Raw genomic sequence first — 22,502 nt, 5'->3', positions numbered from 1 at the left:
CCATGGCCGATGACGACCCTCGCTTGATCACTGTTCTCATCGAAGCCGGGGTTGCCTACGTGACCTTCACCGCGCCACCGATGAACATCATCACCGCGGAACTGTTCTCGGCCTTGTCGCATACCTGGCGAACGTTGGAAGGCGACCCCACAGTACGAGTCGCCGTCTTTCGCAGTGGGGATCCGGAGTTCTTCCTCGCGCACGTGGACGTGAACATGATCTTGGACACCGATGTCGAGGAGTCGACTTCGGTGAAGCTCAATCCGTTTCAACGCCTGTGCGCGCGAGTGCACGCAAGTGCCATCGTGTCTATCGCCGAGATCGCCGGCCGTGTCGGCGGCGGGGGCAGCGAGCTGTGCGCGGCCTGCGACATGCGTTTCGGTGCGTCCCAGCATGCGGTGGTCAATCAGATGGAGGTAGCGCTCGGATTCATCCCGGCCGGGGGAGGGACGCAATTCATCACTTCCTTGATCGGGCGCGGGCGAGCGCTCGAGGTGATCCTCGGCGCCGACGACATCGACGCGGATACGGCTGCAATGTGGGGCTATCTCAATCGCGCGCTTCCGCGCGACGAACTGCCGTGTTTCGTGTCGCGCCTCGCTGAGCGTATCGCGAGATTTCCGCCCGACGCCGTGCGATTGGCGAAGTCGTCGGTTCGCAACGCGGCCGCGATGCCACTGCACGAGGGTCTAGTGCAGGAGTCGGCACTCTTCGTCGAAGCGTTACGCTCGCCCGCAGCGCGGCCGGCGATGCGCGCCTTCCTTGAGGCCGGTGGACAAACCCGCCGCGCGGAAATGCGTATTGCAGATCTGTTGAGGGAGCTGTGATGTGCGTGCAGGCCTCGCATATCGACGATGGCTAGCGGGTACAGGTGCGGTCTGTAGCGCCAAGTCCAGAACCCTTAGTGCACAACGAGTATGACGTTGCGATCTCCGTTCATGACCCGTAGTAGGCCGCACGAGCTGCCGGAGCGAGATTGTGAACTGAGCGGATTGGCGAGGCGAAAGCCGGCATTCGATGCCGTCACCGGTGGGCCTGTATCACGGCCGTTCGATCGCCTCCGGTACTCAATAGTGGCAGCACGCTTGGCCGAACGGGTTCATCGCTGTGTCATGTCGATGCGGCGACGGCGTCGGCACCGGTGGATCGCGCTGCTTCGAATAGCTTTCGGACCTGTTCGCGGTCAACCTTGTTGGCCGGTGTCACAGGTAGCGACTCGACGATCTGCACATCGTGGACGCCACCGGGGAGGCCGTCTATCGGAAGCGCTGCGAGCTCGGCAATCGTGACACGTGCGCCGGATTTGAGCGTGACCGCGGCGCATACGCGATGCTCCACTTCGTTGTCGGCGACGCCGACGACCGCTGCGCGGATCACGTCGGGATGTCGAGACAGCTCCTGCTCGACGAGATGGGGGTACACCGTGGCGCCCGCAGAGCGGAACACGAACTTGGCACGGTCGAGGACATGCACGTACCCGTGGGTATCGAGGTAGCCGATGTCGCCGGTGCGTACCCAACCGTTCTCCATGGTTTTCCGGGTCGCCTCCTCCATGCCGAGATAGCCCACCATGCAACCCGGGCTCGAGATGACCAGTTCACCATGTGAACCCACGGGTACCGGCCCGGAGTCCCCCCACACCTCGATCCGAACACCGGTGATGGCCCGGCCAGCCGCTTCGAGCAGTTCCGGCCGATTCGGATCGTGGTCCTCGGGGTGCAGAAACGCTGCCGTGAGGGTTTCGGTCTGGCCGTAGGCTCCGACGAAGATCTTCCCGAAGACTTCGGTCACGGAACTGAGGCGAGCAGCGCTCATCGGTTCGCCGCCATAAAAGATCAATTCCAAGGATTTCTCGATGCCGCCGGTGTCGTCGCGCTGAGCAAGTTCGTAGATGTCGGAAGTGGTGAGGAACACCGCCCTGGCTCGATGCCGGATCGCGGCGGCGATCACCTTGCGCGACGAGTAGTGCGCCACCGTGACGACCGTCCCGCCCAGCATCAACGTCGGAACGAAGAGGAACTGGAGTATCAGCTGGTGCGTCACCGGAACGATCGTGACCGGCGCCATCGGATAGCGCAGGGTGGCCATCACCATCACTGCGTGCACGCCGGCTCCGCGCGACGGAATGAGCACCGGCTTCGGTTTTCCGGTGGACCCGCTGGTGAACATTATTCCGCAATGCGCTGCGGGCTCGGCGGCGACGACCTCGCGTGGGGCAACTTCCGCCTGGCGCGCCGTGAGATCACGCGCGCTCCAGCGCGGCGCTTCGCCGCGACCGATCCACGCCAGCGTGTCCTGCAGTGCGGCGCGGAGTTCGTCGCCGCGCGTCTCCGACGTGCCATCGTCGACAATGAGAATCCGCGCGTGCGTCGTTGCAATTCTCTCGAGGACAACGTCGACGGGCAGATGCGGCGGCAGTTCGGTGGTCCACAGACCGGCTACCTGACATGCGATGTAGACCGCTGCGAACTCCAGGGTCATCCCGGTCATGCCCAAGCCAATGCCATCGCCCGGGGCAAGGCCCCATTCGTCGAACACCGCGAGGAGTCGTCCGACCTGATCTTGCAGCTCCGCGTAGGTCACCTCGCGGTCTCCGTCGACGACGGCCGTGCGCTCCCCGTTGCGTGAGAGTGACTGGGAGAACAGAGTTCCCAGCGTCGGAATCGTCACAACTGAGGATCGGCCCGCCATCAGTGTCTCCCGGATCTGGTCGTTGCTTCGTGCAGGTCATTGCAGCGCCTTGACCGCACCGTATCGTGTTGCTAGCGTCACACTAGCCGACCGTCGCGTCGGTCGTAAATAAAATTCGGTACTCGCGGTGGCACGCATCCGACAGCGAGCGGCGGAAGGGCGACTCACCCAGATGACGGTGCAGAACAACTCGCACGAGCGCACGGCCGCATCGGTGACGTCCTGGCTACTGGACAACGGCATCGCGGTGTCATCGCCGCTGGAGATGACTGTGATCACCGGAGGTCAGTCCAATCTGACGTACCGGTTGCAGGACCGCGAAGGACGGACCTTTGTCTTGCGACGTCCGCCGTCGGGCAATGTTCTCGAAACGGCGCACAGCATGAGCCGGGAATGGCGGTTCCTCACCGCGCTGCACCCGACCGACGTTCCCGTTCCGACTCCTATCGCCGCGTGCGAGGACGACGCCGTGATTGGCGCGGGCTTCTACGTCATGGAGTGCGTTGAGGGCCTTGTGCTGCACACCGCCGAGGATGCGGCGGCCATCGACGCGGCGGCCCGTCGCGCGTTGACGGCGAACCTCGCGCAGGCTATGTCGCAGCTGCATACGGTCGACGTCGAGTCGTGTGGCCTCTCCGACATTGGTCGCGGCGAGGATTACGTGGCCCGGCAGCTGAAACGCTGGCAGGGGCAGTGGGACAAGACGCGGTCGATGGCCAACCTCGACGTCGGCGCGATCGACGCCGCGCACCATCAGCTGGCGCGCGACATCCCACAACAGCGTTCGATCAGCGTCGTGCACGGTGATTTCAGGCTGGGCAACGCGATCGCCAGCGAGGACGGCCATGTCCGCGCCATCCTCGACTGGGAATTGGCCACACTCGGCGATCCACGGGCAGATCTGGGTTGGCTTCTCTTGAGCTGGGAGGAGCCCGGTCCGCCGCGGGTGAGCAATCCGACGGGCGTGGCACCGTCGACCCTGACCGGCTTTGGCTCGCGCGCGGAATTCGTTGCCGCCTACGCAGCCTCGCTCGGAGAAGAAGTCAGCGGCGAGGAATTGAACTACTTCGTCGCCTTTGCCGCGTGGCGCTGGGCTTGCATCTCCGCCGGCGTCTACGCGCGTTATGAAGCCGGCGCCATGGGCGGGCAGGAGGCCGACCTCGACGCGATCCTGCGCGCCGTCATCGACCACGCCGAGTACGCGCTTGATCTGTTGAGTCGTCGCGCCGACGCGGCCGGCGCTGCGACTCACAGAGCCGGGGCGTCTTGATGGTTGAGCTGCGAGATGGAGGCGTAATGGAAAAGCGGGTGCACGACACGATCTTCGTGGGCGGGCGGTGGGTCACCCCTGTGACAGGCCGGGTAATCAGTATCGTTTCCCCGGCTACCGAAGAGGTCATCGGCCAGGTGCCGGATTGCGGCGCCGACGACGTGGGCCGTGCAGTCGCCGCGGCTCGTGCCGCCTCGGATTGGTCGCAGGTCGACCCCAGTGAGCGCGCGTCGGTCATGGATCGGTTCGCCGACGAGATCGACCGCATCGCAGGTGATCTCGACACCTTGGTGTCCAGTGAGATGGGTATGCCCATCACGCTGTCGCGGATGGCGAACTCTGTGGTGGCCTCTACGTTGCTGCGGTACTACGCGGGCCTCGCTCGAAGTCTTCAGTGGGAGGAGACTCGGGCGGGCGCAATGGGTGCCACCGTCGTGCGGCAGGAGGCGGTGGGCGTCGTGGGAATCATTGTCCCCTGGAACTTCCCGATCAGCCTGCTGTTCATGAAGTTGCCCGCGGCGCTGGCAGCCGGTTGTACGACAGTCATCAAGCCATCGCCGGAGACGGCGTTGAGCGCGTACATGATCGCCGAAGCAGCCGCGGCTGCGGGAGTGCCCGAAGGTGTCATCAACATAGTCACAGGCGGTGTCGAGGCGGGGCAGGCGCTCGTCGAGCACGTCGCGGTCGACAAGATCGCGTTCACCGGTTCAACGGCTGTCGGACGCACGATCGCGGCGCGGTGCGGCGAGCTGTTGAAACCGGTGACCCTCGAGTTGGGGGGGAAGTCGGCGGGCATCGTATGCGAGGACGCCGACCTATTCGCCTCGGCTGAACAATTCGTCGCCTCAACGCTGGTGAACACGGGGCAGACCTGCTACGCCAGCACCCGCGTGCTCGCCCCGCGCAGCCGATACACCGAAACCGTTGAGGCGATCACAGCGATCGTGGCGTCTCTACGAGTCGGCGACCCACTGGATGCCGACACCCACCTCGGCCCTCTCGTCACCGAACGCCAACGCGACCGCGTCGAGGGCTACATCGCCGCGGGGCGTTCGGCCGGCGCCCGCATCACCACCGGCGGTGTCCGCCCGCCGGACGCGGCCCGCGGCTGGTTCATCGCACCGACCGTTTTCGCCGACGTCGACAACACCATGACCATAGCCCGGGAGGAGATCTTCGGGCCCGTCTTGTCGGTCATTGCCTACGACGACATCGACAACGCGATCGCGATCGCCAACGATAGTGAGTTCGGCCTGGCCGGCACTGTGTGGACAGCCGACGAACAGCGGGCACTTGACATCGCCCGCAGAATCAAGACGGGCACGTTCGGCATCAACGGCTATCTGCTGGATTTGTGGGCGCCTTTCGGCGGCGTGAAGTCCAGTGGCCTCGGGCGCGAACTCGGACCCGAAGGTCTTAGCGCCTACCTCCACTCGAAATCGATCTATCAGCCCGGAAGCCTATGACGATTCGCAAGAAAGTTGAGAGTCCCCGGGCGAACCACTGGCGGTGCGCTGGCGGTGGGCGCTCGACCATGTGTGGAGCATCGCGCCGCAGGCCCATCGAACGGCTCTTCGTGTGCGCGATTCGGTAGCTGTCGCCCTCGAATCGACGCCGGCGGCATCGTTCAGCCGTTACATCGGTCGACCTATTGTTTTCCGAGCACCACGCGTGTGCCCGTTCGCCACACCGAGGAGGACCAAATATGCGCCAGATCGACGACCTGCCACGCCTCGACTATTTTGATCGCGCAGTGGCTGCAGACCCGGACGCTGCTGCCCTGAAGATCGCCGAAACCGACTGGATAGCACGCACCCCGTTCGGCGTGGCCGTGCTTCGCTACAACGAGTGCTTCCGTTTCCTCCGCGACCAAAGACTCAGCGCACCACCGGACTTCGGGATGAGCGAGCACGGCGTCAAGGAAGGCATCGCTCAGAAGGCCATGGCCAACAGCCTCATGGTTCTTCACGGCGAGGAGCACCGTCGCCTGCGCAGTCTCATCATGCCTGCGCTGAGTCGGGAGAACGCCGACAGATTCCGACCGGCAATCCGGGAGTTCCTCACCGAGCTCGTCGACGGCATTGAGGGCCGCGGGCATGCCGACCTGGTAGCCGAGATCGCAGTCCCGCTACCGCCGCGGGTCATGTGCGTCTGGCTGGGTTTCCCCGAGTCGGCAGCCGGACAGATGAGCGAGTGGGCCGACATACTCGGGATGGTGATGAGCATCGACGTCCGAAAGCACTTGGCTCAAATCGAAGAGACAATGAAGGACGTCACCGACTACGTGATGAAGCGCATCGAAGAACTGCGCGGAAACGAGGGCGACGACACCTTATCGCTGCTGATCCGCGCCGAGGAGGAGGGTGACCGACTGTCGAACCAGGAGATGGTGAACTTGGTGTTGCTGTCCATAGTCGCCGGCTCCGACACGACCAGGCTTCAGCTGGCGAATGCGCTGTGGCTGTTCGCCCATCATCCCGACCAATGGGCCGCGCTCGCCGACGATCCCAGCCTGGTGTCCTCCGCGGTGGAGGAGGTACTGCGCTTTCGGCCGGTGACGTTCAAGTCACTGCGATACACACGCGAGGCGATCGAATACAACGATGTTGTGCTTCCCGAGGGAGTGTTCGTTGAAGTCATCAATCCCGGAGCGCATTTCGACCATTCCGTGTACGCCGACCCCTACGAGTTCGACATCCGGCGATTCGGCGAGAAGAAATTGCGACCGCAGCTGACGTTCGGGGCCGGGCCACACCAGTGCGCGGGTCAGTTCCTGGCGCGGGCCGAACTGGAAGAGGCGCTGACGATACTTTCACGACGGCTCCCTAACCTCCAGTTGGACGAAACGGATACTCAGGGCGTGCTGTGGAAACCGCCCTTCGGAGCGGTGCAGGGGCCCACCCGGCTCCCGATGAAGTGGGCGACATCAGCGGTGGCGGTCTGAGGTGACGCAATCCGATGAGCTCAGCGCCACGGCGGGCATCCTGGCGCGCGTCGAACGCCTCGAAGCGGAGCGCGACGTCCGGTGCGCGCTCAATGAATACTTCTACGCCATCGACTCGGGACGGGTCGACGACGTCATGGACCTCTACCGTGACGACGTCGAATGGTCGGCGAGCAACATTCCATTCGGATCCGGCCGAAACCTCGTCCTCCACGGGCGTTCTCAAGTCCGGCCCGTTGTCGAGAGCCTCGGCGTGGGGGGGTACCGGCACCACGGTGTGAACGCCGACATCCACATCGGACAAGCCGGCGACACAGCATCGACAGCGAGCTACATGCTGGTCGTCTCACGTTCCGCGGAGACACCGGAGCGTGTGATGCTGCTGGGTGGGCTCTATGAAGGAACCTGGGCGCGTGAGCCACAGCGCTGGCGGATCACGAGCTGGCACATCAGCCACCAATGGTTGGTCGACGACGTCGGCCGAGAGAAGTTCTTCGACGGGTTGAACGCGGGAACGCTGTGGGACGGACGCCGACGAGCGGAGAATCAATGACGATCAGCCCCATCACACCTCCCGTTGGACTTCTCATCGGAGAAGACTGGCGCACATCGGCAACCGGCGGCAGCCGCCCGCATGTGAACGCCGCCAACGGCCTGGCCCAAGCCGATGTCCTGATGGCCGGGGCTGCGGAGATCGACGAAGCGGCCAGTGCGGCGCGCGCGGCCTTCCCGACGTGGCGGCGGTGGCACCCGACCGAACGGCGACGGGTTCTGCAGCGACTCGTCGGGCTGATGGAGCGCCATCGTGACGATTTCGTGGCGCTATCCGCTCAGGAATGCGGGATACCGGTCCAGATCGGCGACGCGATCGTCCAAATGGGAATCGACTGGGCTGACAGCGCCGCCACATGGGCTGACAAGTTGGCCGGCGAAGTCGTGTCGTCGCCGGCCGATGTCTTCGACTACGCACTGGCCGAGCCGTACGGGGTTGTCGGCATCATTCTGACCTGGAACGGTCCCGCGGCCTCCATGGGGATCTCGGTGATGCCGGCGCTCGCAGCCGGGTGCTGTGTCGTGGTCAAGCCATCGGAACTGGCGCCGTTCAGCGCGTTGCTGTTTGCACGGCTCGCACGTGAGGCGGGTGTTCCGGCCGGTGTGGTCAACGTGGTCACCGGCGACGGATCCGCGGGCGCGGCCCTTGTCTCCCACCCCGAGATCGACAAGATCAGTTTCACCGGTGGAGTCACGACCGCCCGCGCCATCTCGGCGGCCTGCGCGCGCCGGCTGACACCCCTACTGCTTGAACTCGGTGGCAAATCGGCCAACATCGTCTTCGACGACGCGGACCGGAAGAAGGCCCTCAAGTCTGCGCTGGGGATCATCGTGCTTTCAGGGCAGGGCTGCATAGTGCCTTCTCGATTGCTGGTGCAGGACACCATCTACGACGAGTTTGTTGAATCGGTGACAGCGGCTCTGCGGCACGTGCGCGTGGGAGATCCGTTCGACCCGAAAGTGACCATGGGCCCCGTCATCACCGAGGCCGCGTGCGAGCGCATCCTCGGCTTCGTCGACCGCGCACATGAGAGCGGCTCGGGAAAGCTCCTGATCGGCGGCGAACGCCTGCTAGGTGAGCTCCGCGACGGATATTACCTTCCACCAACGGTTTTCGGTGACGTTGACAACGGAAGCGAGTTGGCGCAAGAGGAGATCTTCGGACCGGTCCTCGCAGTTTTGCGATTCGCGGACGAGGAGCAGGCGGTGGACATGGCCAACGACACCCCCTACGGACTCGCAGGATTCGTGCACACTCGGGACCTGTCCCGAGCGGTGCGAGTCGCCGCGGCGCTCGACGTCGGCAACGTCGGTGTCAACGGCGGCGGAGCGATGGGCGGCCCGGAGGCCCCGTTCGGCGGGGTGAAGCAGAGCGGCTACGGGCGTGAAGGGGGCAAGGGAGCACTGCTGGAATTCCTCCGGATGAAAAACGTCATGGTCGACCTGGAGTAAACGCACGTCCGTATGGGGCAGCACCACCCCGCCAGTGGCGGCGGTTGCGTGTGGTGACGCCCACATGATTACACGACCGACGCGTCGGTCGTGTAAATTCGGAGATGTCGGGGAAACGGAGTCGCAGGCCATGGGCACATTGCAAGCCATGTCGATCGTGGGGATTGGCGCAACGCGCCCTGCGTGGTCGCATCACAGTTCTGTGAGCAAACTCGTCGTGGAGGCTGCGCTCGCCGCGTGCGACGATGCCGGCATCTCTCCGGAGAGCCTCGACGGCGTGCTCAGTGAGGCCTACAGCACCCCGCATATCATGCCGGACCTCCACGCTGCGTTGAACCTGAAACCCGATGTGTTCACTGCGAACATCGGCCTTGTCGGATCCGGCGCGGTCGCCACGATCGCCTTGGCCCAAGCAGCCGCCAGCACGGGCCAAGGATCGACGTTCCTGTGCGTGTACGGTCTGAATTTGAGCCTGATCGGGGGTCCCGGAACGCATCACTCCTCAGACCCGTACAAGGCCAACATGGAGATGCCCTTCGGGTTCTATCCGCAGCCGGTCTACATGGCGACCATGGCCAAGCGCTACTGCGCGGAATACGGCGTGGACGAGGATTTGATCTCCGCGGTTCCCATCACGACCAGGGCGTGGGCCGCACTCAACCCCTCCGCGCTGTGCAGGGACCCGTTGACCGCCGACGATTACGCGGCGTCCCCGATGATCGCTGATCCGCTACGAAAACTGGACTGCTGCTTGATCAGCGACGGTGCGTGCGCCTTCATCGTCACGACCAAGGAGCGCGCGATCGACGCCGCCCACCCGCCAGTGGACATTCTGTCGCTGGCGCGCGCTGTCGAGCCCATTCCGTCGCAGGAGTACCTGGGTGTCCGAAACGACCATCTGAACCTACCGTCGAGATTGTCCGGGCCGAACGCGCTCAAGCGCGCCGGGCTCGCCACGCGAGATGTGAACATCGCCTACCTCTACGACTGCTTCAGCATCATCCCCGTCTTGCAGCTGGAGGACATCGGATTTTGCGGCGCCGGAGAGGGCCTGGACTTCTTCGCGTCCGGTGCCGCCGCGCCCGGGGGATCACTACCCGTCAACACCCACGGCGGCCTGCTGTCACATTCCTACGTGCCTGGCATCAACATGGTCATCGAGGCCGTGACCCAATTGAGGGGCGATGCGGAAGACTCCCGACAGCAAACCGGCGCCGAGGTGGCGCTCGTGGCAGCGTGGGCCGACACGGAGCACACTACCGTTCTACTGGGCAAGGGCTGATGCGCGCGATCTCCGAACTGCTCCCCGACGTGAGCTGGGAGCCACTGAAACCCTTCTGGGCGGCATGCGCGCAACGTGAAATGCGTTTCCCGCAGTGCGTCCGTTGCGGCCGGTTCCAGTGGTACCCGCGAGATTTCTGCGCCGGCTGTATGGGCGAGGAATTCATCTGGGCGGCAATCGATCCAGTTGGGACGGTCTACAGTTTCACCGTCGTCCGTCGCGCCTTCCTTCCAGGATCCCGGGCGAAAGTGCCCTTCACCGTGCTGCAGGTGCAGTTCGACGAGGCGCCGGGAGTGACGCTTCTGACCAACCTGGCCGATGAGTCGCAGGCACCCCTGGTGCGCGTCGGCTCGAGGGTGGTGGCGAGCTTCACCGACGTCGACGACCCCAAGGGTGGCGCCCCGGTCACCATGCCCTGGGTGCGTATCGTCGAATCAAGCTGAGCCGGGGTAGTTTCCGCCGCCGAACCGCGCGTCGAGTTCCTGGTAGTCCTTGGTGCCGTTGACGGTCGGCATGTCCTCCACGAAAATCACCTGTCTCGGAGCTTTGTATCGGGCCAGCTTGTCCTGCGCATAGGCGATGAGCGTTGGTTCATCGACCTCGCCATCAGTTTCCCTTACGGCGATGGCGGCGACGACCTGACCCCACGTCTTGTCCGCAACGCCCACCAAAGCGGCGGACTTCACCTGTGGGTGCGCCTCGAGGCAGGCTTCAACCTCTGCGGGATAGACGTTCTCACCGCCTGTCTTGATCATGCGGCGATTCGGACCGATGAACGTGATCACCCCCGCGTCGTCACGTCTACCCAGATCGGTTGTTCTCCACCACACGCCTCGGCGGCGTTCGTCGTTCTCCGCAGGTCGATTCCAGTACCCGACCGTGACGGTCGGACCAGAGACCAGCAGTTCCCCGGTCTCATCGACTGCGACATCACGACCGCTGTCGTCGACCACCCGCACCCGCGCGACGGGCGAGGGGCGACCCTGGATGGGACCGCCCAGTCGCGCCCCCGGTAGTGCCAGCAGCACAGGGCCACCCGTCTCGGTCTGTCCGTATCCGCCGACCATCGTTCCAGGCCTCGTCATGTCGCGCCATCCGCGTACGCGAACCGCAGACCGGAATCGGCTCAAATCGTATCGCCCGTCGGCATTCAATTCGCCTATCTGCAAAGCGGTTTGAGGCATGACGGTTCCCGTTGTGCCCCCGTTGGCGACGATGGCGCGGCAGATGACCTCGGCGTCGGGTCGGGGGATGAACACGTTCGTCGATCCGCAGACGAAGAATGTCAGCAAGGAGACCCACCCGAGCACGTGGAACAGCGGTGTGGCCACGAGATTGACATCGTCGGCGGTGGCCTCCAGGACCGGAATATGAGCAAGCGCTTGCAAGTAGAGGCCGTGCTCCGAGAGCAACGCCGCTCCGGGATGGCCGGAGAACGCCGCGGTGTACAGCGCCAGAATCGGTACGTCCGAGGGCTGAGCAGTGCCCACATCGGTCTGCTGTTCAAGGGGCAGTCCAGCTATCGACCGCATGTCGTATTCGCCTGCAACGTCGACTGGCAGCCAGACCGCACCCGGCGCCGCTGCGCGTGTTCGCGCGTCCGTCAGACGGTCCTCGCCGTCGATGGACTGCCACACCACGACACGGGGAGCCCAATCCCGCAGGACGAACGCGAGTTCGTCGGGCGACTGTCGCCAGTTGACCGGACACAGCGTCGCGCTCAAACGCGAACAGGCGATCATCAATTCGAGGATGTGATGGCTGTTGCCCCCCACCCAGAGAACTCGTTCACCGGCTCCGATCCCCTCGGCGGCGAGATGACGGGTCAGCCTTTCGATTCGCGTGAAAAGATCGGCGAAAGAATGCTGCTGATCGCCGGTGATCACCGCGATCTTGTCGGGATGGTCGTCCTTCAGCTGAAGCAGTCGTTCGTACAGTCCAGGGCTTGCAGTGCGCACGGAATCCACCACGGGGACGAAGGAAGGAGGTAGCGAATCGACAGCCCCTCCAGCGACACGAAGGACGGTATGCTCCTAGTCAACCAAAAGTCAACCGACAAGACGGTCTATTATCACCGGGGGTGCCATGGGCGGCGTCGTTCGCAATGGCACTGGTCGACTAGCGATGGGACGAACATGGCGCGCAAGCCGGGTGTGACCGCTGCCGGGGTGCAGCGACGAGCGCAGATACTCCAAAAGGCGGAGGAACTCATCGCCCGTGGCGGATTCCACGAAATGACCATGGACTCAATCGCAGAAGCGCTCGACGTGTCGAAGTCCAGTCTCTACCACTACTTCCGACTGAAGGAAGACGTGCTGTTCGCCATCCGCACCGAGACGCTTGCCGGTCTCATCGCCAAGCAGCGAGAGCGTATGCAAAGTGGACGGCCCTACATCGAGTTGGTTCGGGAGATGATGCAGGAGGGACTGAAACTCGTCAGCGACTCGCCGGCGAAGTACCGCGCCATCTTCGAACTCAAGATGAAGTCCTCGACGGATCGCGAGGCCGAGATCCGCGAACTCGAGCGTGAGTACTTCCATATGATGGTGGCCACGGTTCAAGGTGCAATCGACGAAGGCAGCCTGCGAGCGGTAGACCCCCGGCTCGTCGCCCAGGCGATCCTCAGCATGGCGAACCACGCCCAGTACTGGTTCAAGCCGTCGGGGCGGATGTCGCACCGCGCGGTCGCCGATGCGTTCTGGGACATGCTGTCTTCCGGAATCGCCGCAGACGACCACCGGGGCACCCTGGATGGGGCGAAGATCCCGCGCGCCCTCAAAGTCGAGTTTTCACTGGCAAGCGAGTCACCGGTTCCGTAGAAATATTGATCGGCGGTGGTTGACCGCCCCGTCGCCTCTCGCTACGTTCTCAATGACCGACCGTCGCGTCGGTCTTGAGTAAAAGTCGGAGGCGGGCATGCAGGTCGAGAAACCCACGTTCTGTCGGATCTGCGAACCGATGTGCGGACTGATCGCGACTGTCGACAACGGCCGATTGGTCGGTGTGCGCGGTGATCGCTCGAACCCTTACTCCCAGGGCTTTGCGTGCAGCAAGAGTTCGGCGATGGTGGAGATCACCCACGATCCCGATCGACTTCTCCAGCCGGTACGTCGCTGTGGCGGGCCGGGATCATTCGAACCTGTCACCTGGGACGAGGCGCTCTCCGACATCAGCAGCCGGCTCAAACGCATCATCGGTGACCACGGTGCGCACGCGTACGCGTCCTTCTTCGGCAATCCGCCGGTCTTCCATCACGCCAGTCTGCTTGCACTGGAGGGTTTCCAGTCGGCAGTCGGGTCGCCCTGGAAGTACGGCGTCAACGGCGAAGATGGCGCTTCCCGCATGGTGGCGGGAGCGATTCTCTACGGGTCGACCGCCACCGGCCCGGTTCCCGATTTATGGCGAACGCACTTCGCCCTGATCGTAGGCGCAAATCCCTACGTATCGCGCGGCTCGACGGTGAGCGAGCCACAGCTGCGCTCGGCGCTCAAGTCCATCGTTGACCGCGGTGGACGCGTTGTCGTCGTCGATCCCCGCCGTACGGAGACCGCGCGAAATTTCGAGCACATCGCGATAAGGCCGGGAACCGACGCGTGGTTACTGGCGGCCATGCTTCAGACCATCATTGCGAAAGGGTTGATCGACCGCCGACTCATCGACGAGCACACCCATGGTTTTGACACGCTCGCCGCGAGTCTCGCTGGATTCACGGTGGAACTCGCATCGGATCGCTGCGGAATACCGGCAGAGATGATTCGCAAGCTCGCCATCGACTTCGCCGAAGCCGACTCGGCCGTTGTCTACGGCCGTACCGGCACCTGCACACAGCTTTTCGGCACGCTGAACAACCTCCTCCAAGAAACCATCAACATTGTCACCGGGAATCTCGAACGCGAGGGAGGATCGAATTTCGGCTGGGGGCCCGTCGATTTCGCGAAGTTCGCCGACAGCGCGGGCCTTTCATCCTTCGGAAGGAGCAGAAGCCGAACGACTGGCCTTCCTGATGTCGCCGGCATGCTGCCCTCTCAGGCACTGGTGCCTGATATCACCGAACCGGGTGAGGGCCAGATTCGCGCGCTGCTCACTTTCGGCGCCAACCCAGTGTTGAGCAGTGGACGTGGTGGTGCCGAACTCGAGAATGCCCTCGCAACACTCGACCTGCATTTTTCCTGCGACCTGTATGTCAACGAAACCAATCGATTCGCCGACTACATCTTGCCGGTGCCGACCTTCTACGAACGTGAGGATGCCCCATTTGCACTGATGGGCAACATGCTCCGGCCGAGCCTGTTCGCCACCGAGGCAGTCCAGGACAGGATCGGCGACACTCGAACCGAATGGGAGATCCTCAACGAGATCGCCCGGCAAATGGGGTACGGCGGGGCGTATTCCGCTGCACCGCTGAGGTGGTTGGCGAGGCTCGGAATCTGCATCACACCTCGCGCGATGGTCGACGCTCTCATTCGGACGAGCCCCGTCGGCGACTGGTACGGACTACGGCCCAAAGGGTTGTCGTGGGGCAAGCTCCTCTCACGCCACTCGCACGGAGTGATCCTCAAGGAGCACCTGCCGACGGGACGTATCAAAAGGCACGTCCATCACGCGGATGCCAAGATACGTCTTGCGTCGCCAGAAGTCCTCGCCGAGCTGGATCGGCTTCACAGCTTCAGTGAGCAATCGGAGTATCCCTTGCGCGCGATCGGGATGCGCGAATTGAGTTCACAGAACACATGGATGCACAACGCGGCTCGCCTGATGCCGGCCGGTCGGCGCCACCGGGCGCACGTGCATTCCCACGATGCGGCGTCGATCGGTCTCACCGAGGGCGAATGCGCGCGCATCGTCTCCGCGGACGGGGAACTGACCATTCCCGTCCACCTGAGCGACGACATGCGGCCGGGAACGGTAGCCATTCCACACGGGTGGGGGCACAAGGGCGGTTGGCGGCGCGCAAATGCCGCCGGCGGAGTCAACTCCAACGCGTTAACGGCCAAGGGGCCATCGCGGACCGAGCCTCTCAGTGGGATGTCGGTGCTCAACGGGATACCGATAAGGATGGAGAAGACGGATAACTCAGCGGGAATCGACACCAAATCGACCAGTTGACCGCTTTCATTGACCCTCGCCGAGGCCGCTGGTAGCTTTTAAACGACCGACGCGTCGGTCGGCTATAGCCCGGGATGATCAGATTGGGGTAGCGACGCCATGGAGTTGCAGTTCGCGACCATTTGGGAAGCGGTCGCTGAGGCATTGCCGGACCAGATCGCGGCGGTGCAGGGCGATCGACGTACGACATGGCGCGACTACGAGCGGCGCGCCGCGCAACTGGCGAATGCGCTCGCTGGACGGGGAATCGCTGCGAACTCGAAGGTCGCTCTGCTGCTCTACAACGGCATCGAGTACCTCGAAGCGCAATTCGCAGCCTTCAAGCTGAGCGCAGTACCAGTGAACGTCAACTACCGCTACCTCGACGAAGAACTCAGTTACGTCATCGACAACTCAGACGCCGAAGCAGTGGTCTATCACTCGTCACTTGGTGAACGAGTCGCGCGTGTCCGCGATCTGCTCGTCGACGTCAAGGTGTGGATCGAAGTCGACGACGGCGGGCCGCCACTGGACGGATCCGTGCCTTACGAGGCGCTGCTCGCCGCGTTCAATCCGCTGCCGCCGGTTCAGCGCAGTGGAGATGACACCTACATGCTCTACACCGGAGGTACCACCGGGCATCCGAAAGGCGTGCTGTATCAGCAGGCGTCGTTCATCTCCCAGTATCTTCGACAGGTTCCCTCGCTCATGGGGCATGCACCGTGTGAGTCCACCGAGGAGGCGGTGGCATTCGCATGTGCGCTCGCCGCGCGGGACGCACTGCCGATTTCGATGCCGGTATGTCCGCTCATGCACGGGAGCGGACAATGGGCAGGAGTCTTCGCGTCGCACCTTTTCGGTGGTGCAACCGTACTGCTGTCCTCCCGCAGCCTGGAGCCCGCCGAAGTATGGATGACAGCGGACCGTGAGTCGGTGACGTCGATGGTCATAGTCGGAGATGCGTTTGCCCGGCCTCTGCTACAGCACCTCGACGATTGCCGTGACCTCTACGACTTGACTGCTCTGAGGACGCTCTACTCGTCGGGCGCGATGCTTTCCGCCGACATGAAGGATCGGCTGCTAAACCACGTCGAGCATCTGGCAATCATCGACACCATCGGCGGTAGCGAGGGGGCCTTGGGCGCGGAAGTCACCGTCCGGGGCGGATCAGTGGAAACCGCTGCCTTCAAGCTGTTCCCGACAACCAAGGTGTTCGCAGAGGACGGACGTGAGATCGCACCAGGGTCCGGAGAAATCGGATTCCTCGCGGCCAGCGGCAGCATCCCCTATGGCTATTACAAGGACCCCGCGAAGTCGGCGACCACATTCCGTGAGATCGGTGGCGTTCGGTACTCCTTCCTCGGCGACATGGCGACTGTGCGCTCTGACGGGTCGATTCATCTCATCGGGCGCGGCAACACCTGCATCAACACCGGTGGCGAGAAGGTCTATCCCGAAGAGGTCGAGGAGGCTGCAAAGACTTTCCCTGCGGTGGAGGACTGTCTGGTCTTCGGGGTGTCAGACGAGCGGTTTGGTCAACGTGTTGTCGCAATCGCCGAGCTGAAGCCCGGTGCAGAGGCTAGCGCGGAGGGCCTCATCAATCACGTCCGTGACAAATTGGCGGCCTACAAGGCACCCAGGGAAGTGCGGTTCGTGAGCAAGGTTCCCCGGACACCCACCGGCAAGGCAGACTACCCCTCGGCGCGAGATCTGTACGCGGCGGCGGAAACACGACTCGCCGACGTCTGATGCGCGACCGTCGCTGGAACGCACAGTCCATACCCGACCAGACCGGACGCATCGCCGTGGTGACGGGTGCTAACTCCGGTATCGGCTACGAGACCGCCGCGGCGTTGGCCCGCAACGGAGCGCACACGGTGCTCGCCGTGAGGGACGCCAAGCAGGGTCAACTCGCCGTGAAGAAGATCCGGCTCGCTGCTCCGAATGCCGATGTGACGACCCAGCTGCTGGATCTTGAGTGCCTTGAGTCGATCCGGTCAGCGGCCGCCGACTTGCGCGCCAGGTACCCGCGAATCGACCTGCTGGTGAACAACGCCGGACTCGTGTCGTTCGCAAGGCAAACCACGCAGGACGGGTTCGAGCTCCACTTCGGCGTGTGCCACCTAGGGCACTTCGCCTTCACGGGGCTACTTCTCGAAACCCTGCTGAACACGGCGGGTTCTCGTGTAGTCACCGTGAGCAGCCTCGGGCATCGACTCCGCAAGGCGACGCTCGACTTCGATGATCTCGACTGGACCACGCGACCGTATAACTGGATGCACGCTTACGGCAGTGCAAAGCTTGCGAACCTCCTGTTCACCTATGAGCTGCAGCGGAGGCTCGCCGAGGCGCGGAACGCCGAAACGATAGCTACCGCAGCCCATCCCGGTACTTCGAAAACCAGCCTGGTACGTGGTGAGCCGCTCTGGGTGAAGCTGCAGAACCTCCTATTCTCCGGCCTCCACCAGGATGCTCGCATGGGGGCACTGCCGACCCTGCGGGCCGCGACCGACCCCACCGTGGCCGGCGGTCAATACATCGGCCCGGGGGGACTGGGTCAGCAGCGCGGTTGGCCAGAACTCGTTCAGTCCAGCGCAGCGTCACGCGACACCGCAGCACAACGCCGGTTGTGGGAGGTCTCGCAAAAGCTGACCGACGTGTACTACCCCGTATAGCGAAGTCCACGGAGGCGAACTCATCATGACCTACGTCATCACGCAGAACTGCTGCAAGGACGCAAGCTGTATCTCGGTGTGCCCCGTCGACTGCATCCGGCCTGATCGAGACGTGCATGAGTCAGGGCTTCAGATGCTCTACATCGATCCCGACACGTGTGTCGACTGCGGCGCGTGCGAAGTCGAGTGCCCGGTTGACGCGATCTACTACGAAGACGATCTGCCGCCAGAGCAGGTGCGCTACGGAGACATCAACGCGGACTACTTCCGGCGGCATCCTCTCGACGCGAAACCCTCCCTCAATTCCCGCGAACGGGACAGTGTTGATCCAGGCTCGCTTCGGATCGCGATCGTCGGCGCAGGGCCCGCTGCGTGCTACGCAGCTGCCGATCTGCTCGATATCGAAGGCACGGAAATAAGTATCTTCGATTCGCTGCCAACACCTTTCGGTCTCATTCGGGCCGGTGTCGCACCCGACCACCAGCGGACCAAGGGCATCATCGATTTGCTCGGTTCCGCGTTGGCCAATCCCCGCGTCCGGTGTCACTTCAACGTGGAGGTTGGCCGAGACGTCACCCCCGACGAGCTCCTCGCCCACCACCACGCTGTGATCTACGGCGTCGGAGCGTCGAAGAGTCGACGTCTCGGAATCCCCGGTGAAGAGTTGAACGGCAGCGTGGCCGCAGCCGATTTCGTAGCCTGGTACAACGGCCACCCCGACCATTCTGATGCGCAATTCGATCTGTCGTGCCAGCGCGCCGTCGTGATCGGTAACGGGAACGTCGCTTTGGACATCGCGCGAATCCTGCTCGCCTCTGACGAGGATCTCACAGCGACTGATGTGGCCGATCATGCTCTGTCTGCGTTGTCGAGCAGCATGATTGAAGAGGTCGTCATCCTCGGGCGGCGTACACCACGGCACGCCGCGTTCTCGGCCGCAGAGTTCCTCGCGCTGGGCTACCTCCCCGGGGTTGATGTCGTCATCGAAAGTGACGACCTCGCACCAGATTCAGGTGACGACGACGAGACTGCACTGAAACTTCAGTTGGCTCGCGAATACGTCGCCCGCACGGTGACGCCGGGAAACAAACGGATAGTCTTCCGCTTCATGACCTCCCCCGTCGAGATGAGTGGCGCCGGCCGGGTTGAGGCCCTGTACACGACGTCCAACACCTTCGATGAGACCGGCACCCTCATCAGCGGCGATCGTAGCGAGTCCCATACGATCGAGACGGGCCTGGTACTGCGGTCCATCGGGTATCACGGAACACCAATCGCGGGAGTTCCTTTCGACGCTGACGCCGGTCGAATTCCGAATGTTCATGGTCGCGTACATGACGAGTGCGGAACTGCACTGCCTGGCGTATATGTCACGGGATGGGTCAAGCGGGGGCCTCGCGGCGTCATAGGAACGAATCGCGCGTGCGCTCGAGAGACCGTCGCTGCTCTCTGGGAGGACTACCAAGCCGGTGTCCTGTCCAAAGACGTTCCTCACCACCACCAGATGCCGCAGGTTCTGGAACAACGCGGCGTGCAGGTCGTCGACTGGAAGGGCTGGCGTGCCATTGATGCAGCAGAACGTGCCGGTGGTGCCGACATCGGGCGGCCGCGCGTGAAGCTCGTCGACCGTCGACGCATGCTGTCCGTCGCGCAGGCGTCGCAGGCCAGCGGTCGTACGTGTTTCCCGACTGAGTAGCCGCTGTGCGCCCACGTCGGATGAAGGTGCCAAGCCGGCGTTGGAGTTCTGCTTCGAATGCGTTGCCTGGCCTTCTCCGGTGGATGCGGTCTCGGCCGCTCGTGCGAGTCGATCCGTTGAGGGTGCCCGTTGCAGGTCAGTTGGTGCGCAGGCCGTCGAGCATGATGTCTAGCGTTCTTTCGGCCAGCTCCGGGCGGTAGTGCTGCATCGCTTGGCATCCGACGATGAGGGTTTCCACCTCGTCGCTGGTCACGTCAGCTCGAACGACCCCTTCGTCTCTGGCGGCCCGCAGCAGCACGTCGACACTGGAGGCGAAGTCCTCGCGCGCGCTCCGTGGGACGCACTCGTGTGGGCCGACGGCGCTGGCCAACGACTCCACCAAGCCGCGGTCGGTGGGCCCCCACTCCAGGACGGCCTTGCGCAGCAGCATGAACAGGGCCTCACGCGGCCCGGTGAGATCCAGCAGCTCTCTGCCCTCACGAGCCAGCTCGCGGATCCGCTCGTCCAGTACGGCGGCGACCAAGTGGTCCTTGGTGGGGAAGTGGCGGTACAGGGTGCCGGCCCCCACGCCGGCAGTTCGGGCGATGTCGTCCATCGAGATCCCCAGGCCGCGGGTCGAGAACGCGTCGGCGGCCGTCGCCAACAGCTTGGACCGGTTGCGGGCGGCGTCGGCCCTCAGTGGTCGCGGGGTGGTGGATGTCATGTCCCTGCCTGCATTGACAAACGGAGAACCGTCTCCGTATGTTCAAGGAAACGGAGAGTTGTCTCCGCCTCGCGACGATAGCAGCCTCATGCTCGCTCGACACCTCTTACAGCGGCGTCGACCCGCAGCGACAGGACGCTGAACGCGACCCTCCCAGCACCAGGAGCTTGGCGTGATGCCTTCGACCGGGGAACACGCGCCGGGTCCGCCCGACTTCGGCCGCAGGGAGGCCGCAACCCACAAGTCATCCGCAACCCCACTGACGCCGGTCGAGCACCACGAGACATACGTCCCCATGGGTTCTTTCGGTGGCGCGCCGCGCAACCCGATGTGGTGGGAACACCCCGCTTCGCCTACTGATCTCGACAACGGCCTTCTCTGGCCGCGTGGAAAGGAAGAACCTCATGCGTGCAGTCCGCTATCACCAGTTCGGCGGTGTGGAGACCCTTGTGGTCGAGCAGGTGCCGGAGCCCCGTCCCGGGCCGGGCGAGATTCGCATTCGTGTCGCAGCCGTCAGCGTCAATCCGGTCGACTGGAAATTGCGTTCCGGTGCCGGGCGCGAGCTGATGCCCATCGACCTGCCGGCGATTCCTGGGCGGGACGCCGTCGGTGTCGTTGACCAGATAGGTGTGGGTGTGCGCGGGGTGAGCATCGGTGACCGTGTCTTCGGGTTGGGCGGCTTCACCGGCTCGACCGCGGAGTTTGCGGTGCTCTCGGCCTGGGCCCACGCGCCTGCCACGTGGACCGACGAGGAGGCCGCTGGCGCCCCTGTGGCAGCCCTGACCGCGCTGGCCGGATTGAAGGTGCTCGGTCCCCTGTGGGGCCGCACGCTTCTCATCGAGGGCGCCGCCGGAGGCGTGGGCAGTGCCGCCGTCGAGATAGCGGTGGCTCAGGGTGCGTCCGTGATCGGAACGGCCAGTGAGCGCAACCACGCCTTCCTCACCTCGCTCGGCGCCGTTCCCACCACCTATGGCGAGGGCCTCGCGCAGCGCCTCGCCACCCTGGCTTCGGGCGGAGTCGATGCCGCGTTCGATACTGCGGGTTCGGGGTCTCTTGCCGATCTCGTCGCGATCGTGGGCGACCCCGCACGCGTGTCGACAATCGCCGACTACGCCAATGCGCATCCCATGGGTGTGCACCTGGTCATGGCGGAAAACGACTCCACGCTCCTGGCCCAAGCAGGCGAACTCGGTCGGCAGGGTCGCTACACCCCGCGCATCGAGCGGACGTATCCGCTCGAACAGTTCGCGGAAGCACACGCACACGTCGAGCGCGGACACACGCGGGGAAAGGTCGTCGTCCGCGTGTGAGCAGCTGGCCGCATATGGTGTCGGGCTCGAAAGCCAGGCGTGGCCCGCTGCGCGCCCTCGGCCCACTCCTAGAGACGTTCGGATTCCTCAGTCCGCCGACGGTTCAGCAGCCCGCAGCGCGACGGCCGCATCGTCGAATCGTGCCGCCTGCTCTTGAATCCGCGCGATCTCACTCGGCCGCTTGAGTAGGCCGCGCACCGCGATGATGGCGACCTGTTCGCCGACTCGCACCGCTTCCTCGGCGCGGTCGCCGTGGTCGGTGTGCAGACGCGTGCGCTTCTGCGCGCCCTCGTCGAAGTTGAGTAGCAGCCCGGCCGTCTCCTCGCGATCGCACTCGATGAACTTGCCCTCGCTGATCGCCGCGCCGATGAGGTCGACCACCCAGTTCTTGAGTCGTTCGTAGTCGGCCCAGAATTGGTGGAAGTCGGCGCGCTGCGTGTGGGCGATGCGCTGGATCTCGTTGAAGTCGATCGGCGAGAGCGCCAGCTGCATGGTGTCGAAACGCAACAGCCGGTAGAGCTTCACTGCCGGCGACCCGGATCCAGCGCCGACCTCGGCGATGAACTTCAGCGGTGCGCGGTTGACGACCAGCGTCTCGCCCAGCAGTTGCTCTTTGTTGCGGAACCAGTAGTACAGCGACGACTGTTGCAGACCCGCGGCGCGCGCGATGTCGCTCATCGTCGTTTGCGCATAACCCTTTTCGCTGAACAGCCGAGTCGCGGCGCTGACGATGCCCGCGCGGGGCGATCCCGCGGGTACTGATTCGGCGTCACGACGGGGCCGTCCGATTGCGCGGACGTGTGCGCGCCGCTCGGGTGGTGGCACGGGGGTCACTCTACGAC

The 22,502-nt window shown here is 64.0% G+C and carries 18 protein-coding genes; 14 read left to right on the top strand and 4 right to left on the bottom strand.

Annotated elements, in window-relative coordinates:
• Positions 1-2: 2 nt before the first annotated feature.
• Positions 3-827 (top strand): enoyl-CoA hydratase/isomerase family protein, encoded by an 825-nt coding sequence (locus DMB80_RS16325; protein ID WP_111510818.1) that lies wholly within the window; start codon positions 3-5, stop codon positions 825-827.
• Between the two features lie 283 nt (positions 828-1,110).
• Here DMB80_RS16325 and DMB80_RS16320 read toward each other — a convergent pair whose 3' ends face one another.
• Positions 1,111-2,670, bottom strand: a complete 1,560-nt coding sequence (locus DMB80_RS16320; protein WP_162938564.1) for an AMP-binding protein — start codon at positions 2,668-2,670, stop codon at positions 1,111-1,113.
• 193 nt (positions 2,671-2,863) lie between these two features.
• Between DMB80_RS16320 and DMB80_RS16315 the strand changes: the two genes are divergently transcribed.
• The 7 genes from DMB80_RS16315 to DMB80_RS16285 all read left to right on the top strand — a co-directional run bounded on the left by DMB80_RS16315 (position 2,864) and on the right by DMB80_RS16285 (position 10,634).
• Positions 2,864-3,961 carry a phosphotransferase family protein gene (locus DMB80_RS16315; RefSeq protein ID WP_111510816.1) on the top strand — a complete coding sequence of 366 codons (1,098 nt, stop codon included), beginning with the start codon at positions 2,864-2,866 and terminating at the stop codon, positions 3,959-3,961.
• Between the two features lie 26 nt (positions 3,962-3,987).
• Positions 3,988-5,427 (top strand): aldehyde dehydrogenase, encoded by a 1,440-nt coding sequence (locus DMB80_RS16310; RefSeq protein ID WP_111510815.1) that lies wholly within the window; start codon positions 3,988-3,990, stop codon positions 5,425-5,427.
• 239 nt (positions 5,428-5,666) lie between these two features.
• On the top strand, positions 5,667-6,905 hold the full coding sequence (locus tag DMB80_RS16305; RefSeq protein ID WP_111510814.1) for a cytochrome P450: 1,239 nt from the start codon (positions 5,667-5,669) through the stop codon (positions 6,903-6,905).
• Between the two features lies 1 nt (position 6,906).
• A complete protein-coding gene (locus DMB80_RS16300) occupies positions 6,907-7,458 on the top strand; it encodes a nuclear transport factor 2 family protein (protein WP_111510813.1) in 552 nt (183 codons plus the stop codon).
• Complete coding sequence (locus DMB80_RS16295; RefSeq protein WP_111510812.1) at positions 7,455-8,909, top strand: aldehyde dehydrogenase family protein; 1,455 nt, start codon at positions 7,455-7,457, stop codon at positions 8,907-8,909. The genes DMB80_RS16300 and DMB80_RS16295 overlap by 4 nt, the downstream gene beginning before the upstream one ends.
• A 130-nt stretch (positions 8,910-9,039) precedes the next feature.
• A complete protein-coding gene (locus DMB80_RS16290) occupies positions 9,040-10,191 on the top strand; it encodes a thiolase family protein (protein WP_162938563.1) in 1,152 nt (383 codons plus the stop codon).
• On the top strand, positions 10,191-10,634 hold the full coding sequence (locus DMB80_RS16285; protein ID WP_111510810.1) for a Zn-ribbon domain-containing OB-fold protein: 444 nt from the start codon (positions 10,191-10,193) through the stop codon (positions 10,632-10,634). The genes DMB80_RS16290 and DMB80_RS16285 overlap by 1 nt, the downstream gene beginning before the upstream one ends.
• Here DMB80_RS16285 and DMB80_RS16280 read toward each other — a convergent pair.
• Positions 10,626-12,149 (bottom strand): AMP-binding protein, encoded by a 1,524-nt coding sequence (locus DMB80_RS16280; protein ID WP_162938562.1) that lies wholly within the window; start codon positions 12,147-12,149, stop codon positions 10,626-10,628. The two genes, DMB80_RS16285 and DMB80_RS16280, sit on opposite strands and share 9 nt — an antisense overlap.
• 177 nt (positions 12,150-12,326) lie before the next feature.
• Between DMB80_RS16280 and DMB80_RS16275 the strand changes: the two genes are divergently transcribed.
• From DMB80_RS16275 to DMB80_RS16255, 5 genes are all read left to right on the top strand, one after another.
• Positions 12,327-13,010, top strand: coding sequence for a TetR/AcrR family transcriptional regulator (locus DMB80_RS16275; RefSeq protein ID WP_162938561.1), 684 nt, complete (start codon positions 12,327-12,329; stop codon positions 13,008-13,010).
• Positions 13,011-13,107: 97 nt separating this feature from the next.
• Positions 13,108-15,297 carry a molybdopterin-dependent oxidoreductase gene (locus DMB80_RS16270; RefSeq protein WP_111510807.1) on the top strand — a complete coding sequence of 730 codons (2,190 nt, stop codon included), beginning with the start codon at positions 13,108-13,110 and terminating at the stop codon, positions 15,295-15,297.
• Between the two features lie 99 nt (positions 15,298-15,396).
• Entirely contained in the window at positions 15,397-17,025 is a 1,629-nt protein-coding gene (locus tag DMB80_RS16265) for an AMP-binding protein (RefSeq protein ID WP_111510806.1), read from the top strand.
• Entirely contained in the window at positions 17,025-17,951 is a 927-nt protein-coding gene (locus tag DMB80_RS16260) for an oxidoreductase (RefSeq protein WP_111510805.1), read from the top strand. The genes DMB80_RS16265 and DMB80_RS16260 overlap by 1 nt, the downstream gene beginning before the upstream one ends.
• Positions 17,952-17,976: 25 nt before the next feature.
• Positions 17,977-19,647, top strand: coding sequence for an FAD-dependent oxidoreductase (locus DMB80_RS16255; RefSeq protein WP_111510804.1), 1,671 nt, complete (start codon positions 17,977-17,979; stop codon positions 19,645-19,647).
• Between the two features lie 136 nt (positions 19,648-19,783).
• Here DMB80_RS16255 and DMB80_RS16250 read toward each other — a convergent pair whose 3' ends face one another.
• On the bottom strand, positions 19,784-20,350 hold the full coding sequence (locus tag DMB80_RS16250) for a TetR/AcrR family transcriptional regulator (protein ID WP_111510803.1): 567 nt from the start codon (positions 20,348-20,350) through the stop codon (positions 19,784-19,786).
• 404 nt (positions 20,351-20,754) lie between these two features.
• Here DMB80_RS16250 and DMB80_RS16240 point away from each other — a divergent pair, with 404 nt between their 5' ends.
• Positions 20,755-21,660, top strand: coding sequence for an NADP-dependent oxidoreductase (locus DMB80_RS16240; protein WP_111510864.1), 906 nt, complete (start codon positions 20,755-20,757; stop codon positions 21,658-21,660).
• Between the two features lie 87 nt (positions 21,661-21,747).
• Here DMB80_RS16240 and DMB80_RS16235 read toward each other — a convergent pair whose 3' ends face one another.
• Complete coding sequence (locus DMB80_RS16235) at positions 21,748-22,485, bottom strand: TetR/AcrR family transcriptional regulator (protein ID WP_240431225.1); 738 nt, start codon at positions 22,483-22,485, stop codon at positions 21,748-21,750.
• Positions 22,486-22,502: the final 17 nt, after the last annotated feature.

Origin of the sequence: Mycobacterium kyogaense, assembly GCF_003254575.1 — a bacterium.
GTDB classification, from domain to species: Bacteria; Actinomycetota; Actinomycetes; order Mycobacteriales; family Mycobacteriaceae; genus Mycobacterium; species Mycobacterium kyogaense.
This window is presented reverse-complemented; position numbering and strand designations above follow the sequence as displayed.

What these genes read in the sequence shown, in the direction of transcription:
- DMB80_RS16290 (WP_162938563.1), top strand. Translation starts at nt 9,040, where the DNA reads ATGGGCACATTGCAAGCCATGTCGATCGTGGGGATTGGCGCAACGCGC.
- DMB80_RS16275 (WP_162938561.1), top strand. Translation starts at nt 12,327, where the DNA reads ATGGCGCGCAAGCCGGGTGTGACCGCTGCCGGGGTGCAGCGACGAGCG.
- DMB80_RS16305 (WP_111510814.1), top strand. Translation starts at nt 5,667, where the DNA reads ATGCGCCAGATCGACGACCTGCCACGCCTCGACTATTTTGATCGCGCA.
- DMB80_RS16265 (WP_111510806.1), top strand. Translation starts at nt 15,397, where the DNA reads ATGGAGTTGCAGTTCGCGACCATTTGGGAAGCGGTCGCTGAGGCATTG.
- DMB80_RS16310 (WP_111510815.1), top strand. Translation starts at nt 3,988, where the DNA reads ATGGAAAAGCGGGTGCACGACACGATCTTCGTGGGCGGGCGGTGGGTC.
- DMB80_RS16255 (WP_111510804.1), top strand. Translation starts at nt 17,977, where the DNA reads ATGACCTACGTCATCACGCAGAACTGCTGCAAGGACGCAAGCTGTATC.
- DMB80_RS16250 (WP_111510803.1), bottom strand. Translation starts at nt 20,350, where the DNA reads ATGACATCCACCACCCCGCGACCACTGAGGGCCGACGCCGCCCGCAAC.
- DMB80_RS16295 (WP_111510812.1), top strand. Translation starts at nt 7,455, where the DNA reads ATGACGATCAGCCCCATCACACCTCCCGTTGGACTTCTCATCGGAGAA.
- DMB80_RS16240 (WP_111510864.1), top strand. Translation starts at nt 20,755, where the DNA reads ATGCGTGCAGTCCGCTATCACCAGTTCGGCGGTGTGGAGACCCTTGTG.
- DMB80_RS16260 (WP_111510805.1), top strand. Translation starts at nt 17,025, where the DNA reads ATGCGCGACCGTCGCTGGAACGCACAGTCCATACCCGACCAGACCGGA.
- DMB80_RS16315 (WP_111510816.1), top strand. Translation starts at nt 2,864, where the DNA reads ATGACGGTGCAGAACAACTCGCACGAGCGCACGGCCGCATCGGTGACG.
- DMB80_RS16325 (WP_111510818.1), top strand. Translation starts at nt 3, where the DNA reads ATGGCCGATGACGACCCTCGCTTGATCACTGTTCTCATCGAAGCCGGG.
- DMB80_RS16270 (WP_111510807.1), top strand. Translation starts at nt 13,108, where the DNA reads ATGCAGGTCGAGAAACCCACGTTCTGTCGGATCTGCGAACCGATGTGC.
- DMB80_RS16285 (WP_111510810.1), top strand. Translation starts at nt 10,191, where the DNA reads ATGCGCGCGATCTCCGAACTGCTCCCCGACGTGAGCTGGGAGCCACTG.